Below are 14,486 nucleotides of genomic sequence, written 5' to 3'. Positions count from 1 at the left end.
GCCCGTCCGGCGATTGAGGACAACACGAACCGCCACGGACAACGCGCTAGCCTCAAGCGCATGAGCCGGCCCCCCACCTGGACCCCCCCGCCCTGCGCCCACCCCACCCGCCTCCAAACCCGTCGCGGCCGCTTCGCCGCGTTGGATGCCCGGCCCGCCGGGCCCCCGCAGGGCACCGCGTTGCTCGTGCCCGGGTTCACCGGTAGCAAAGAGGACTTCATCGCGCTGCTGGAGCCCCTCACCCGGGCCGGGTACCGGGTCGTCGCCGTGGACGGCAGGGGGCAGTACGAGACCGACGGGCCCGACACCGAAGAGGCCTACGCCCAGGGCGAGTTGGCCGCCGACATCCTCGCACAGGCCGAGGCCCTCGGCGCAAAGGGCACGGGCACGGGCACAGGCACCGGCACCGGCACCGGCACCGCGAACGGCACCGGCACCGGCACCGTGCACCTGGTGGGCCACTCCTTCGGCGGACACCTCGCCCGCGCCGCCGTCCTCCTCGACCGCACCCCCTTCCGCTCCCTGACACTGCTGTCCTCCGGCCCCGCCGAAGTCGCCCCCGCCCAGCGGGAGAAGCTGAAGCTGCTCCGCGACGCCCTCACCACCATGTCCATGGAGGACGTGTGGGAGGCCATGCGGGCGATGGACGCGCCCACCGAGGAGACCCCCACGGACGGCGACGACCTGCGCCACCGCTGGCTGCGCACCCACCGCAGCCAGCTGATCGCCGCCGGGCGGCAGCTCTGCTCGGAGCCGGACCGGGTCGCCGAGCTGGCCGCCGTACAGCCGCTGCCCAAGCACGTGATGTCGGGCGAGCGCGACGACACCTGGCCCGTGGCCTGGCTGGACGCGATGGCCGTCCGGCTGGGCGCCCGCAGGACCGTGATCACGGGCGCCCAGCATTCGCCGAACACCGACCGTCCCGCCGAGACCGCGAAGGCGCTCGCGGACTTCTGGGACGAGGCGTACTAGGCGGCGTCAGTAGTTCGACTGGAGGTGCTGCCAGAAACCGTCCCGCAGCGCCCGCCGCAGCACGGAATGCCCCCGCAGTGACCGCTGGAGCAGCTTCTCCGCCTCGATCAGGAGATCCTGGTCCACCGGCCCCGGCAGGTACGGATGGCCCGGCAGCAGCTCGCCCATCGCCATCCGGCCCCGCTCCGCCAGCCACGTCGCCGCGATCTGCGCGCCGATGAAGCGCACCTGGTCGCGGGAGGGCGGCGGATCGCCCTCGTGCTCGTACGTCGTGACCGGGCGCCGCGTGACGAAGGGCTTGTAGAAGTCCAGGTCGAACGTGCGCTGGCTGTCGACCTCCCACAGCAGCGGCTCCGCCTGGTTGCGCCCCTCGGACGCCTCGATACCCCACAGGTGGACGCGGGCCCCGTACCCCTGCGCGGCCTCGACGGCGGACACCAGGTCCTCGTCCCCGCCGACCAGCGCGGCGTCGCTGATGGCGCGGTGCCGGGCGAGCGATTCGAGATCCGTGCGGATCAGCGAGTCGACGCCCTTCTGCTGGTTGTTCGCGTTCAGGTTGCCGAGCCTGACCTTGACGTCCGGCAGTTCGGCGATGAACTGCTGCTCCGGGGTGTGGATCCGCCGTCTGGCCCCGTCGTACCAGTAGACGCGCAGCAGCCGGCTGTCCGCGAAGATGATCCTGGCCTTGTCGATGAAGGCCTCGATGATGCCTTCCGCGTCCAGGTCAAAGGACCGCCGGTCTTCCGTGCCCGCTACAAGCAACCCGGCCGCAGCATAGACGTAACCCGCGTCGACGAAGATGGCATGCGTGGACGGGGTCTTGGCGACCTCGGCGAGCATGCGCTGGAGCAGCTCGTTGGTGCGCTCCAGACGGGCGCCGATGTCGTGGAGCTCTGGATTGATCTCTGCCTCGTTCATACGCGCTTCATTCTCCGTGGACCGCACCGTACCCGCCAGTAGTTAGCCACCCGAAAAATTTCCTTAGCGTAGGGAATGTTTGCAGAGGGCAAGCCGTTGCAGACTCTTGTAAGCAACGGCGGGCAAGCCCGCCATCCATAGTTCTCCAGCAGGAGGATCAGACGAAGGGAGAAGCGCGTGCGCTTCGAAATCATGCGTCTTGACGATGTCGACGGTTCCGCAGTGGACTCGACCGTCGTGGACGCCGCCTCCGTCAATCGGATCGTGCAGCAGGCCGCAGCGATGGGGCAGCGCATCTACATCCGACCGGCCGAATCCTCGGCCTCGTAACACTTACCCCATATCCGGACCACCGCTCGACGACCGACCACGCACGTCGGACGCCTGACGACCGACGCCTGGTGAAAGCGCCCCTGTACGGATCACCCGTACGGGGGCGCTGCTGTCCGCTCAGGCGTTCTGGACGACCTGGGTGATGCCGTTGATGATCTGCTGCACGGCGATCGCCGAGAGCATCATCCCAGCCAGCCGGGTCACCAGCACCACTCCGCCGTCCTTGATCAGCCGGATGATGACCAGCGAGTACCGCATCGTCACCCAGAGCACCGCGTGCGTCGCCACGATCGCCGCCCAGACGGAGACCCGCGCCGCCGTGCCGTCCGCGTGCTGCACGGCGAGGATGACGGAGACGATCGCCCCGGGACCGGCGAGCAGGGGCATGCCCAGGGGTACGAGGGCGACGTTGACGTCCTTGGTCTGCTTGGGTTCGTCGGTCTTGCCGGTGAGCAGGTCGAGCGCGATGAGCAGCAGGAGCAGCCCGCCGGCGATCATCAGGGCGGGCACGGAGACGTGCAGGTAGTCCAGGATCTGCTGGCCGGCGACGCCGAAGACCGCGATCACCCCGAAGGCGACGGCCGCCGCCTGCCAGGCCATGGCGCGCTGGACCTTGGCGGGCCGGCCCGAGGTGAGGGCGAGGAAGATCGGCGTGATCCCGGGCGGGTCCATGATCACGAACAGGGTGAGGAAGAGGGAGCCGAATATGGCGAGGTCGAACACGGTGAGGGCCTAGCGGGAGTGACGGGCCGTCGGGCCCGTCCGGTGGGTGGGTGAGTGGAGAACGCGGCTGGGCGCGGGAAGGGGCCGCGTGAGGGGTGGGTGGCGCGGAGGTACGGGACCGGCGCCGGGAGGCGCCCCGCGCCACCGGTCAGGAACGCCCGCCCGCGCCCGGTACCGGGAAGGCGCCCGTCGCGCGCCGGGTGATCTCGCCGTAGACCTCGGGATCGGTGACGCACGCGCCGAGTTCCACGAACTTCCGGGTGCCGTGGTAGTCGCTCGACCCGGTGCCCAGCAGGCCCAGGTCGGCGGCGAGGCCGCGCAGCCGGGCGCGGGTCGGCGCGTCGTGGTCCATGTGGTCGATCTCGATGCCGTCGAGTCCGGCGGCGGCGAGGCGTTCGATCGCGGACTCCGGGACCACCGCGCCGCGTGTGACGGCCTGCGGGTGGGCGAAGACGGTGACTCCGCCGGCCGCCTTGACCAGGCGGATCGCGTCGAAGGGGTCCAGCTCGTGCTTGGAGGCGTACGCGCGGCCCCCGTTGCCGAGCCACTGGGGCGTGAAGGCGTCGGAGACCGTCTCGACGATCCCGAGGTCGACGAGGGCGGTGGCGATGTGCGGGCGGCCGAGGGAGGCGTCGCCCGCGATCCGGGCGACCTGCTCCCAGGTGATGGGGACGCCCATCTCCTGGAGCTTGCGGACCATCGCCCGCGCGCGCGGGACGCGGTCGTCCCGTACCAGCTCACGCTCGCGCAGCAGCTCGGGCTCGTCGGGGTCGAAGAGGTACGCGAGCAGGTGCAGCCCGACGCCGTCGATCCGGCAGGAGAGTTCGGCGCCGGTCACGAGCGTCAGGTCCCGGTCCAGGCCGGGGAGCGCGGCGATCGCCTCGGCGTGGCCGCGGGTGGAGTCGTGGTCGGTCAGGGCGACGACGTCGAGTCCGGCGGCGGCGGCGTTGCGGACCAGTTCGGCGGGGGTGTCCGTACCGTCCGAGGCGGTGGAGTGGGTGTGCAGGTCGATGCGCACGACGCGGGACTCCGGGGCTCGGGACGGGCTGGGGGACGCTCCAGGATAACGGGGGGAGCAGGGGATTCGAACGCCCGGTTCCGGATGCCGGACGGAAGCGTCCTCCGAAGGGAAGCCGGTCCCGCGAGGAACCCCGTCAGGACAGCAGTCTGGGCGACAGCGCCCCGCACGGCAGCAGTTCCACCTCCGCGCCCGCGTCCCGCAGGTCCGTCAGCACCAGTTCGTCGTACAGCAGCAGCCCCGACTGCTCCGGCCAGACGATCGCCCAGAGCCAGAGCCCCAGCGCCTCCCCCGCGAACACCGCCCGGTCGTCCGGAGTGCCGTCCACCTGCCACAGCGGGGTGGGCCGCCCGGCGGCCAGCAGCTTGGCGTGCGGGGGGCGGTCGACCCGTATCCGCGGCCCCGGGTCCGGGCCGTCGATCCCCGCGTACCGCGCCCCGAGCCCCACCCCCAGCTCCTCGGCGACGAGCAGCAGCTCCCCGACCCCGCCGAGGGGTGCGGGGCCCGAGCAGGCGACGGCGGTGGCGCGCCCGCCGCTGCGGTCGTCGCCCGCGTACGCGACACCGGTGTAGAGCCAGCCGACGGGCAGGGGCCAGGGCATCCAGACGGGGACGCGCGCCCGGTTCACCACCACTCCCAGCGCTTCGACGCTGGGCGGTATCACCGGCTGGAGGGGCTGGATCGCGCCATGCGCGCCGCACTCCCACGAGTCGGCGAAGAGGCCGGGCGCCCTGATCCGGCCACCGCACTTCGGGCAACTGGGTTCGCCCCTCATAGCGCTCCACGGTCCTCCCCGCTCGACGCCCCGTCAAGGACGATCACCCGGCCGGTACGGGAGAGGTCCCCGGTCACGCCGGCGGGCGGTTTCGCCGACCGCCGGGTGCGAGCCGGGCAGGTCAGTCCAGCGCGACCGACCGGCGCAGCGGATCACGCAGGTCCGTGCCCCGGGACAGCCACCGCTCCTGGAGCTCCTGTGCCCCCCGCACCCGCTTCCACGCCGCCTCGTTCACCGTCATCGGCAGCAGCGGCAGGAACCGCACCGGCTCCAGCGGCGCGTCCAGCGCCAGATCCGCCACCAGCCCGCCGGGCTCCCCCACCAGGACCGAGTGGAACGGCGCCCCCGGCCACAGCGGCCCGCCGACGTCCAGCGAGGCGCCCGGGGCCACGACCACCCCTTCCACCTGCGGCGACGCGGCCAGGACGGCCAGCGGGCGCAGTACCTGGTCGGTGGCGGCGAGCCCGGCCCGTACCGACAGGACCAGCTCCGCCCGCGGACCCTTCACCGGGTCGGCGAGCATCTGCGCCGGGTCCCCCATCGGCTGCGCGGACATGCCGAGCGTCGCGTACCGCACCACCTCGTCACGGCCGCCGCCCGGGGAGTCCCGGAAGCGCAGCACCTCGAAGCGGTCCGTGCCCACGAAGGTCACCGCCGCTCGCGCGTCCGGTTCGCCCAGAGCGGCCTGGAGGTGGGCCTCGACCCGAGCAAGTATTTCTGCCATGCGGGGAGCATAGATCGCGTCAGGAACGGGCAAGAGGATCTATTGGCCCGCCGTCTGCTGATAGTCTTGGCCGCCGGTAGGGACAGCACGCAGAAGCGTGTCTCTCGAGTCCCGACACACGTCGTCCCCCACGGGGGACCGGCCCGAGGAGGTGGGGCTGCGGTGGATCGAAGTCACCCGGCCAGTACCAGCCGCTCTTCCGCACCTTTCCTTTCCTCTGTGATCTGAGGCCCCGCCCTTTTCGGGCCTGCGGCAGTTCGCACGACGGAAGAGCGCTTCAGCTCCCTTTTTTCTCGCCTGTCTGTAGCGAACGCCGTCACCGCGACCCCGCGGTACCGCCCGCTTTGCGGACGTACGCATCACGTCCCCATTCCGGGCTGTGCCACGCCTCGCCGACGGCCTCTCCGTGAAGGAGCCCGCCATGTCGATGATTCGTGACCTGCGCGCAGCGGTCCGTCCGTCCCTGCGCAAGACCAGTGCCAGTTACGGCAAGTACGACACGTACGACGCCACCCGTGACCCCTCCGCGTCGACCGCGGTCGTGGACTGCGCCGTCTACCGCGACGGCCGGCGGGTGAAGAAGGACCCGTGTGTGACGCCCCACGAGGCGATGCTGCGGGTGCGGGAGAGCGGCGGTTTCGCCTGGATCGGCCTGCACGAGCCGACGGAGGAGGAGTTCGCCGGGATCGCGGCCGAGTTCGGGCTGCACCCGCTGGCGGTGGAGGACGCGGTGCACGCGCACCAGCGGCCCAAGCTGGAGCGGTACGACGACACCTTGTTCACCGTCTTCAAGACGATCCACTACGTCGAGCACACCGAGTTGACCGCGACGAGCGAGGTGGTCGAGACCGGTGAGGTGATGTGCTTCACGGGCCAGGACTTCGTGATCACCGTCCGGCACGGCGGCAAGGGCTCGCTCCGCACCCTGCGCCACCGCCTGGAGGAGGACGAGGAGCTGCTGGCCAAGGGGCCCTCGGCCGTCCTGCACTCCATCGCCGACCATGTGGTGGACGGGTACGTCGCGGTGGCGGCGGCGGTGCAGGACGACATCGACGAGGTCGAGATCGACGTGTTCTCGGCGCCGTCGAAGGCGGCGGGGCCGCGCGGCTCGGACGCGGGGCGGATCTACCAGCTCAAGCGTGAGGTGCTGGAGTTCAAGCGGGCGGTGTCGCCGCTGCTGCGGCCGATGCAGCTGCTGAGCGAGCGGCCCATGCGGTTGGTCGACCCGGACATCCAGAAGTACTTCCGGGACGTGGCGGACCACCTGGCCCGGGTGCACGAGCAGGTCATCGGCTTCGACGAGCTGCTGAACTCGATCCTCCAGGCCAATCTGGCGCAGGCGACGGTCGCGCAGAACGAGGACATGCGCAAGATCACCTCCTGGGCGGCGATCATCGCCGTCCCGACGGCGGTCTGCGGGATCTACGGCATGAACTTCGACCACATGCCCGAGCTGCACTGGAAGTACGGCTATCCGATGGTGCTGGTCGCGATCGGGGTGGTCTGTCTGACGATCCACCGCAGCCTCAAGCGCAACGGCTGGCTCTGAGCGGCACCACTCACCGAGCTCCCCGGTGGCCCGTCCGTCTAAGCTGCGGCGCATGACTGAACCACTGCTCGGCCAGGCGCTCGTCGAGGAGGCCACGAAGAAGTCCGGCATCGTCTGGGTGCGGGGCTCGGGCCCGGAACGGGCGCTCTGGTACGTGTGGCACGACGGCGCCCTGTACCTCGTCGGCGACGGCCCGGGCGAGCAGCCCCTGCCCGGTCTCGCCGACGGGGCCGCCGCCGAGGTGACCGTACGGAGCAAGGACAAGGGCGGCCGGCTGGTCGCCTGGACGGCGGCCGTGGCCGAACTCGCACCGCGCTCGGAGGAGTGGGAGGCGGCGGTCGCCGAGCTGAAGGGCAAGCGGCTGAACGCGCCGGACGCCGAGGTGATGCCGGAGCGCTGGGCGCGTGAGTGCCGGGTCCTGAGGCTGACGCCCGGTGACGTACTGCGGGACCTGCCGGACGGCTCGCTGGCGGCCCCGCCGCTGCCGACCGGGGCGACGACCCGTCAGCCGGTCCCCGCCGCCCTGGGACGGCTCCTGTTCCCGCGCCGGAAGCGGTCCACGGGCTGAGCGCTCCCGGGCGGACGACCCCACTTCGCGGACACGCCCTAGGAGGACGACTCCGGCAGGCCGCTGCCGTAGTCGACCGTCTGCCCCTTGGGCGGGGCCTCCAGGGTGAACTCCTTGCCCCAGTCGGTCAGCGTCAGCGTCCCCGCGCCGCCCGCCCGCATCAGCTGGAGCGGGTACGGCGCTCCCACCAGCGACACGTCGAGCGTGCCGCCCGCGCCCTTGCCGGCGATGACCTTGATCGTGCGGATGCCGCCGACCTTGCTGTAGTCACCCTTCGTCAGTTCGCCGTGGAGCGACAGCAGTCCGTCGAGCAGCACCTTGATGTCGGTGAAGCCGCGCAGCTGCTTGTACGAGGGGTCCTCCCGGGGCACCTTCACGTACTTGTCCTGGAGCTTGTCCGCCGCCTCGGTGTCACTCGTGCTGGGGGCGGCGCTCTCCTTGCCGTCCGTGTCGCTCTCGTGCGTCCAGAAACCGGCGTCGGCCTTGAGGAACAGCTCGTCCTCGATGCGCAGCAGCTCGAAGGTGTCGTCCTTGGACGTCACGGAGCCGGTGCCGCCGTTCTCCTTGAGGCGCATGTTGAGGCGGTACGTCTCCCCCTGGCTGACCAGGGCCCCGGAGAGCCGGACGGCCGCCGCCCCGTCCACCGCCGCCTGTGCCTTCTTCTCGATCCCGGCCGCCGTCAGCTTCCCCACCCCGTTGGTCCCCGCGTCCGGGTCCTCGGGGGTGCTGCACGCCGCGAGGAGTGCCACCAGCCCGGCGCACAACGCGAGGGAGAACACGGCCTTGCGGGCACGGCCGGAGGACATGGGAGCGGTCACGTACACACTGCCTCTCATACGCGGTGGGAGGTGGCAGACCGCAGCGTACCGGGGCCGGGTGAGGGGTCGGACACGGAGCCTCGGGGACGCCGTACGGACGGATCCACCCAGGCGTCCCGCACGCGGACGGGCTAGCCTTAACCCGTAATCCCGCAGGATAGAAGGACAATCACGGGCAAGAGCCCGGTCGCCGGAACCACAGCGGACGACAACGCGACGACGACGGACGATCAAGGAGGCGCTCGGATGGCGGCAGGCGCGCCCCGTGTCTTTGTCTCGCACCTCGCCGGGGTGCCGGTCTTCGACCCCAGCGGCGACCAGGTGGGGCGGGTGCGCGACCTGGTCGCGATGCTCCGGGTCGGGCGACGGCCGCCGCGGCTGCTCGGCCTCGTCGTGGAGGTGCTGAGCAGGCGCCGCATCTTCCTGCCGATGACCCGGGTCACCGGTATCGAGTCGGGCCAGGTGATCACCACGGGTGTGGTGAACGTACGGCGCTTTGAACAGCGGCCGACGGAGCGTCTGGTCCTCGGCGAGCTGCTGGACCGCCGGGTGCGGCTGGTCGAGAGCGACGACGAGGTGACGGTCCTCGATGTGGCGATCCATCAGCTCCCGGCCCGCCGTGAGTGGGAGATCGACAAGGTCTTCGTACGGCGCGGCAAGGGCGGCGCGCTGCGGCGGCGCGGGGAGGCGCTGACCGTCGAGTGGTCGGCCGTCACCGGCTTCTCGCTGGAGGAGGACGGGCAGGGCGCGGAGAACCTCGTCGCGACCTTCGAGCGGCTGCGCCCGGTCGAACTGGCCAACGTGCTGCACCATCTGACGCCCAAACGGCGCGCGGAGGTGGCGGCGGCCCTGGACGACGACCGGCTCGCGGACGTCCTGGAGGAGCTGCCCGAGGACGACCAGGTGGAGATCCTCGGCAAGCTCAAGGAGGAGCGCGCGGCGGACGTCCTGGAGGCGATGGACCCGGACGACGCGGCCGACCTGCTGTCCGAGCTGCCCGACGCGGACAAGGAGCGGCTGCTGACCCTGATGCAGCCGCACGACGCGGCGGACGTACGGCGCCTGATGTCGTACGAGGAGCGCACCGCGGGCGGTCTGATGACGACCGAGCCGATCGTGCTGCGCCCCGACGCGACGGTGGCGGACGCGCTGGCGCGCGTACGGCAGCAGGACCTGTCCCCCGCGCTCGCGGCGCAGGTGTACGTCTGCCGGCCGCCCGACGACACCCCCACCGGCAAGTACCTGGGCACCGTGCACTTCCAGCGGCTGCTGCGGGACCCGCCGTTCACCCTGGTCAGCTCCATCGTGGACACGGACCTGCCGCCGCTGTCCCCGGGCACCCCGCTGCCGGCGATCACCAGCCACCTGGCCGCGTACAACATGGTCTCGGCGCCGGTGGTGGACGAGAGCGGCTCGCTGCTCGGCGCGGTGACGGTGGACGACGTGCTGGACCACATGCTGCCGGACGACTGGCGTGAGACGGGCTTCCGCGGCGTGGAGGAGACCGGTGGCGTGGAGGAGAACGGCCGCGTGGAGGAGACCGACCGCGGCCTGGAGGAGACCGACCGTGGCGAGTGACCGTACGGAGAAGGACGGCGCCGCCAAGGAGCGGGCCAGGGCCGGGTCGACGGCGCTGACCCGCGGGCCGCGCGTACGGCTCGACCAGCCCCGGCCGCAGAGGCGCAGGCTGCTGCCGGACTACGACCCCGAGGCCTTCGGGCGGCTCTCGGAGCGGGTGGCCCGCTTCCTGGGGACGGGGCGCTTCATCGTCCTGATGACGCTGGTGATCATCCTGTGGGTGATCTGGAACATCACCGTCCCGGAGGCGCTGCGCTTCGACGAGTACCCGTTCATCTTCCTGACGCTCGCCCTGTCCCTCCAGGCGTCGTACGCGGCGCCGCTGATCCTGCTGGCGCAGAACCGCCAGGACGACCGGGACCGGGTCACGCAGGAGCAGGAGCGGGTGCAGAACGAGCGGTCGATCGCGGACACCGAATACCTGACGCGGGAGATCGCGGCGCTGCGGATGGGGCTCGGCGAGGTCGCCACACGCGACTGGCTGCGCTCGGAGCTCCAGGACCTGATGAAGGACCTGGGCGAGCAGCGGGAGCGGCTCGCCGGGGACGGCCGTCCGGAACGCGAGGACTCCGACCGCTGACGTTCCACGGGGGCCGGTGCCCGGCCTTGCCGGCCGCGGTGCCGGGCGCCGTACCATCTGGGTATGGCTACCGACACGTACGGAACCGTCCTTCCGGCGGAAGACGCGGTGCGCGACGCACTGGCGACGGTGAACGACCCCGAGATCCACCGGCCGATCACCGACCTGGGCATGGTCAAATCGGTCGAGATCGGCGCCGACGGCGCGGTGGCCGTGACCATTTACCTGACCGTGTCGGGCTGCCCGATGCGCGACACCATCACCCGGACCGTCACGGAGGCGGTCGCCCGGGTGGCGGGCGTCACCCGCGTCGACGTGACGCTGGACGTGATGAGCGACGAGCAGCGCAAGGACCTGGCGGCGTCGCTGCGCGGCGGCAAGGCCGAGCGTGAGGTCCCCTTCGCCCAGCCGGGGTCGCTGACCCGGGTGTACGCGGTGGCGTCCGGCAAGGGCGGCGTCGGCAAGTCGTCGGTGACGGTGAACCTGGCGGCGGCGATGGCGGCCGACGGGCTCAAGGTCGGGGTCGTCGACGCGGACATCTACGGGCACAGCGTCCCCAGGATGCTCGGGGTGGACGGCAAGCCCACCCAGGTCGAGAACATGATCATGCCGCCGTCGGCGAACGGGGTGAAGGTCATCTCGATCGGGATGTTCACGCCGGGCAACACGCCGGTGGTGTGGCGCGGGCCGATGCTGCACCGGGCGCTCCAGCAGTTCCTCGCGGACGTGTACTGGGGCGATCTGGACGTGCTGCTGCTCGACCTCCCGCCGGGGACGGGCGACATCGCGATCTCGGTGGCGCAGCTGGTGCCGAACGCGGAGATCCTGGTGGTCACCACCCCGCAGCAGGCGGCGGCCGAGGTGGCGGAGCGGGCCGGTTCCATCGCCGTACAGACCCATCAGAAGATCGTCGGCGTGGTCGAGAACATGTCGGGTCTGCCGTGTCCGCACTGCGACGAGATGATCGACGTGTTCGGTACGGGCGGCGGCAAGGCGGTCGCGGACGGCCTCACGAAGACGACCGGCGCGACGGTGCCGGTGCTGGGCGCGATCCCGATCGACGTACGGCTCCGGGAGGGCGGCGACGAGGGCAAGCCCGTCGTGCTCTCCGACCCGGACTCGCCGGCGGGCGCGGCGCTGCGGGACATCGCGAACAAGCTGGGTGCCCGTCAGCGGGGCCTGTCGGGCATGTCGCTGGGGATCACCCCGAGGAACAAGTTCTGAGCCGCTGGGCCCGTGGTGACACGGGTTCATGACGGAGGGGCGGCCGCCGCGGCAGCCGCCCCTCCGTCATGTGCTCGTCATGTGCTCGCACCGGCGGACTAGTGGGCGTACGACGTGATGTCCTCGATCACCGAGAAGCCGAGGCCGTACGCGCTCATGCCGCGCCCGTACGCGCCGATGTGGACCCCGCTCTCCGCCGACCCGGCCAGGACCCAGCCGAACTCCGTCTCGCGGTAGTGGAAGGGCGTCGGCACCCCGTCGACCGGCAGGGAGAGCGCGGACCAGTCGGCACCCTCCAGGTCGTCGGCCAGTTCGAACGCGGCCTCGGTCTGCTGGGCCAGCCAGTCGTCGCGCAGCATGTGGTCGAGCTGCGCGGGCCAGGTGGACACCAGCAGCCCCGAGCCGGCCAGCCAGGCCGCCGACGACACGGTCGTGGCGTCCAGATGCCCCGTACCATCACCGGTTCGGCGTACGGGTCCGGCCGCGACGGTCACGACGACCGCGAAGCGTTCCTTGTCCGCGCCCGACCCCTCCGGCCTTATGGTCGGCTCCTCGCCGTGACCCGTGGAACCGTGCTGGACCGTGCCGTCGGCGGCGGCGCCGACCTGCATCAGCCAGCGGGGTCCCGTGAACGCCTCGTCCAGCCCGTACCAGGGGAAAGCTGCCCGCAGATAGCCTTCGACCGTACGCCGGGCTGCTGGCACCCCCTCGGCAGTGGATGAGCTGGACGCGGTGTGCGCCCCTGCCCGACTCGTCGTCTCCATCTACCCGGACGCCTCCTCGATCTCGGTGTCCGGAGCGGCCCGCCCCCGACGGGCGCCTCACTGCCGGACAGATGGAGGATAGCCACCCGGTCCCGACTCGCTGGGATTGGTCGTACTCAGGTGGCGTCTGCGTCGAAGGGGGGCCGGTCGTCCCGATCGGGGTTTTCGCGCTTCTTCAGCAGGTCCGGCGTGCCCCCGGAACCGTTCACCGCGGACGTGGCCGCCACCGGCGTGTCCTTGGCCGCCGCGGCGTCCTCCCGGCTGTTCACCGCGTCGGCGACGTCCGTGATCTCCTTGCGGAGGTCGAACGAGCTGCGGATCTCCTTGAGGCCGAAGGTGTCCTCGTCGCCGTCCGTGAGGTGCTTGCGCACGAACGTCTTCGGGTTGAGGTCCTCGAACTCGAAGTCCTTGAACTCCGGGCCCAGCTCCGACTTGATGTCCTCCTTGGCACTGTCGGAGAACTCACGGATCTTCCGGATGAACCGGGTGGCGTCCTGGATGACCTTGGGCAGCTTCTCCGGACCGAAGACGAGCACGGCGAGGACGACGAGCGTGACCAGCTCAAGCGGTCCTATGTCATTGAACACCTAGCTGCTCCTCGTGTTCTCCGTGTGGTCTCCGGGCCCCGGGCCATGACCGTTATGTCCTGACCTGAGGGGGCTCGGGTGCCGGGCCGTTCCACGGTACCTGCCCGAACTGTCCGGGCGGTACCTTCGGGTGGCCGTCAGGTGCCGTTCGCGGATCCCAGGGTCAGGTTCACGGTCCGCTCCCTGCCTCCGCGCAGCAGGGTCAGTGCCAGCCGGTCGCCGGGGCGGTGGGCGCGGATCTTGACGATCAGTTCCTGGCCGCTGTGCACCCGTTGGCCGTCCACCTCCGTGATGACGTCCCCGGGCCGGATCCCGGCCTTCGCGGCGCCGCCGCCGGGCACCACCGAGGGGGTGCCGTCCGCCGCTTCCTTGCCGACGCGGGCGCCGTCGCCCGTGTAGTCCATGTCGAGGCTCACACCGATCACGGGGTGGGCGGCTTTGCCGGTGTTGATGAGTTCCTCGGCGACCCGCTTGCCCTGGTTGATCGGTATGGCGAAGCCGAGCCCTATGGAGCCGGCCTGGCCGCCCTCGGTGGCGCCGCCGGTGTCGGCGGCGCGGATGGCGCTGTTGATGCCGATGACCCGTGCCTTGCTGTCCACCAGCGGGCCGCCCGAGTTGCCGGGGTTGATCGGGGCGTCGGTCTGGAGCGCGTCGACGTAACTGACGTCACTGCCGTCGCCGCTCTCCCCGCCCGCGGTGATGGGGCGCTCCTTGGCGCTGATGATGCCGGACGTCACGGTGTTGGAGAGGTCGAAGGGGGCGCCGATGGCCACCACCGGGTCGCCGACCCGGACGTTGTCGGAGTTGCCGAGCGGCAGCGGCTTGAGGCCGGAGACGCCGGAGACCTTCACGACCGCGAGGTCGTACCCGCTGTCCTTGCCGACGATCTTCGCCCGCGCGGTCTCGCCGCCGCTGAACGTGACGGAGATCTCGCCGGAGGCGCCCGCCGGCTGGACGACATGGTTGTTCGTCAGGATGTGGCCCTGCCGGTCGAGGACGAATCCCGTGCCGGTGCCCTGTTCGTCGGCGCCGCTGACATGCAGGGTGACGACGCTGGGCAGGGCGCTGGCGGCGATCCCGGCGACGCTGTCGGGCGCGCGGTCGCCGAGGTCGGGGCCGGCCTGCGGGAGTTCGACGCTGCCGAAGCCGTTGTTGCGTTCCACGTTCGCGCCGACCGCGCCGCCGACGATGCCGGTGACCAGCGCGAACAGCAGCGCCCCCACGATCCCGACCCGCCTGCGCGGGCGCGGCGGGGTGCCGTGGTCGGTGAACGGCTGCTGTCCGGGGACGCCCCAGGGGTCGTACGGGCCCCACCGCGGGCCTCCGGGGAGGCCGGGGCCGCCCGGGGCGGCCGG

The 14,486-nt window shown here is 71.4% G+C and carries 16 protein-coding genes; 7 read left to right on the top strand and 9 right to left on the bottom strand.

All coding sequences use genetic code 11. The annotated features are described in order from the left end of the window. The first annotated feature begins 60 nt into the window (after nt 1–60). Nucleotides 61–972 carry an alpha/beta fold hydrolase gene (locus tag GT042_RS11915; protein WP_161308689.1) on the top strand — a complete coding sequence of 304 codons (912 nt, stop codon included), beginning with the start codon at nt 61–63 and terminating at the stop codon, nt 970–972. 6 nt (nt 973–978) lie between these two features. On the opposite strand, the gene GT042_RS11910 is transcribed toward GT042_RS11915, so the two are convergent. Next, nucleotides 979–1,890, bottom strand: coding sequence for an NYN domain-containing protein (locus GT042_RS11910; protein ID WP_202532662.1), 912 nt, complete (start codon nt 1,888–1,890; stop codon nt 979–981). A gap of 177 nt (nt 1,891–2,067) precedes the next feature. Here GT042_RS11910 and GT042_RS38140 point away from each other — a divergent pair, with 177 nt between their 5' ends. Next, on the top strand, nt 2,068–2,220 hold the full coding sequence (locus GT042_RS38140) for a hypothetical protein (protein WP_165840668.1): 153 nt from the start codon (nt 2,068–2,070) through the stop codon (nt 2,218–2,220). 120 nt (nt 2,221–2,340) lie between these two features. Here GT042_RS38140 and GT042_RS11905 read toward each other — a convergent pair whose 3' ends face one another. From GT042_RS11905 to GT042_RS11890, 4 genes are all read right to left on the bottom strand, one after another. After that, on the bottom strand, nt 2,341–2,946 hold the full coding sequence (locus tag GT042_RS11905) for a MarC family protein (RefSeq protein WP_161308688.1): 606 nt from the start codon (nt 2,944–2,946) through the stop codon (nt 2,341–2,343). Between the two features lie 148 nt (nt 2,947–3,094). Beyond that, nucleotides 3,095–3,964 carry a PHP domain-containing protein gene (locus GT042_RS11900; protein ID WP_161308687.1) on the bottom strand — a complete coding sequence of 290 codons (870 nt, stop codon included), beginning with the start codon at nt 3,962–3,964 and terminating at the stop codon, nt 3,095–3,097. A gap of 136 nt (nt 3,965–4,100) precedes the next feature. Next, the gene (locus tag GT042_RS11895; RefSeq protein ID WP_161308686.1) at nt 4,101–4,739 is read right to left on the bottom strand and encodes a DUF6758 family protein; all 639 of its coding nucleotides are present in this window, start codon (nt 4,737–4,739) and stop codon (nt 4,101–4,103) included. Between the two features lie 121 nt (nt 4,740–4,860). Next, nucleotides 4,861–5,463 (bottom strand): suppressor of fused domain protein, encoded by a 603-nt coding sequence (locus tag GT042_RS11890; RefSeq protein WP_161308685.1) that lies wholly within the window; start codon nt 5,461–5,463, stop codon nt 4,861–4,863. A 421-nt stretch (nt 5,464–5,884) separates the two neighbouring features. On the opposite strand from GT042_RS11890, the gene GT042_RS11885 reads away from it, so the two are divergent. Both GT042_RS11885 and GT042_RS38135 read left to right on the top strand, forming a co-directional pair. Then, nucleotides 5,885–7,012 carry a magnesium and cobalt transport protein CorA gene (locus GT042_RS11885; RefSeq protein ID WP_161308684.1) on the top strand — a complete coding sequence of 376 codons (1,128 nt, stop codon included), beginning with the start codon at nt 5,885–5,887 and terminating at the stop codon, nt 7,010–7,012. A 52-nt stretch (nt 7,013–7,064) separates the two neighbouring features. Beyond that, nucleotides 7,065–7,580 carry a hypothetical protein gene (locus GT042_RS38135; RefSeq protein ID WP_202532661.1) on the top strand — a complete coding sequence of 172 codons (516 nt, stop codon included), beginning with the start codon at nt 7,065–7,067 and terminating at the stop codon, nt 7,578–7,580. A gap of 38 nt (nt 7,581–7,618) precedes the next feature. Here GT042_RS38135 and GT042_RS11880 read toward each other — a convergent pair whose 3' ends face one another. Continuing rightward, a complete protein-coding gene (locus GT042_RS11880; protein ID WP_161308690.1) occupies nt 7,619–8,386 on the bottom strand; it encodes a hypothetical protein in 768 nt (255 codons plus the stop codon). Between the two features lie 258 nt (nt 8,387–8,644). Here GT042_RS11880 and GT042_RS11875 point away from each other — a divergent pair, with 258 nt between their 5' ends. From GT042_RS11875 to GT042_RS11865, 3 genes are all read left to right on the top strand, one after another. After that, nucleotides 8,645–9,976 (top strand): CBS domain-containing protein, encoded by a 1,332-nt coding sequence (locus GT042_RS11875; protein WP_161308683.1) that lies wholly within the window; start codon nt 8,645–8,647, stop codon nt 9,974–9,976. Further along, entirely contained in the window at nt 9,966–10,556 is a 591-nt protein-coding gene (locus GT042_RS11870; RefSeq protein ID WP_161308682.1) for a DUF1003 domain-containing protein, read from the top strand. Before GT042_RS11875 ends, GT042_RS11870 begins: the two co-directional genes overlap by 11 nt. 63 nt (nt 10,557–10,619) lie before the next feature. After that, nucleotides 10,620–11,780 (top strand): Mrp/NBP35 family ATP-binding protein, encoded by a 1,161-nt coding sequence (locus GT042_RS11865; RefSeq protein WP_161308681.1) that lies wholly within the window; start codon nt 10,620–10,622, stop codon nt 11,778–11,780. A gap of 98 nt (nt 11,781–11,878) precedes the next feature. Here GT042_RS11865 and GT042_RS11860 read toward each other — a convergent pair whose 3' ends face one another. From GT042_RS11860 to GT042_RS11850, 3 genes are all read right to left on the bottom strand, one after another. Next, nucleotides 11,879–12,544, bottom strand: a complete 666-nt coding sequence (locus tag GT042_RS11860; RefSeq protein ID WP_161308680.1) for a hypothetical protein — start codon at nt 12,542–12,544, stop codon at nt 11,879–11,881. Nucleotides 12,545–12,660: 116 nt separating this feature from the next. Beyond that, the gene (locus GT042_RS11855) at nt 12,661–13,131 is read right to left on the bottom strand and encodes a sec-independent translocase (RefSeq protein WP_161308679.1); all 471 of its coding nucleotides are present in this window, start codon (nt 13,129–13,131) and stop codon (nt 12,661–12,663) included. 137 nt (nt 13,132–13,268) lie between these two features. Continuing rightward, nucleotides 13,269–14,486 (bottom strand): trypsin-like peptidase domain-containing protein (locus GT042_RS11850; RefSeq protein ID WP_161308678.1); only part of this gene is annotated, 1,218 nt, incomplete at its 5' end.

The organism is Streptomyces sp. SID3212, assembly GCF_009865405.1.
Lineage (GTDB): Bacteria > Actinomycetota > Actinomycetes > Streptomycetales > Streptomycetaceae > Streptomyces.
The sequence above is the reverse complement of the archived record's forward strand: the minus strand, read 5'-3'. Positions and strand labels throughout refer to the sequence as shown.

Bases quoted from the DNA above. Each gene is read 5' to 3' on its own strand.
- GT042_RS11915 (WP_161308689.1), top strand. From the start codon at position 61: ATGAGCCGGCCCCCCACCTGGACCCCCCCGCCCTGCGCCCACCCCACC.
- GT042_RS11910 (WP_202532662.1), bottom strand. From the start codon at position 1,890: ATGAACGAGGCAGAGATCAATCCAGAGCTCCACGACATCGGCGCCCGT.
- GT042_RS11895 (WP_161308686.1), bottom strand. From the start codon at position 4,739: ATGAGGGGCGAACCCAGTTGCCCGAAGTGCGGTGGCCGGATCAGGGCG.
- GT042_RS11890 (WP_161308685.1), bottom strand. From the start codon at position 5,463: ATGGCAGAAATACTTGCTCGGGTCGAGGCCCACCTCCAGGCCGCTCTG.
- GT042_RS11885 (WP_161308684.1), top strand. From the start codon at position 5,885: ATGTCGATGATTCGTGACCTGCGCGCAGCGGTCCGTCCGTCCCTGCGC.
- GT042_RS38135 (WP_202532661.1), top strand. From the start codon at position 7,065: ATGACTGAACCACTGCTCGGCCAGGCGCTCGTCGAGGAGGCCACGAAG.
- GT042_RS11880 (WP_161308690.1), bottom strand. From the start codon at position 8,386: ATGTCCTCCGGCCGTGCCCGCAAGGCCGTGTTCTCCCTCGCGTTGTGC.
- GT042_RS11875 (WP_161308683.1), top strand. From the start codon at position 8,645: ATGGCGGCAGGCGCGCCCCGTGTCTTTGTCTCGCACCTCGCCGGGGTG.
- GT042_RS11865 (WP_161308681.1), top strand. From the start codon at position 10,620: ATGGCTACCGACACGTACGGAACCGTCCTTCCGGCGGAAGACGCGGTG.
- GT042_RS11860 (WP_161308680.1), bottom strand. From the start codon at position 12,544: ATGGAGACGACGAGTCGGGCAGGGGCGCACACCGCGTCCAGCTCATCC.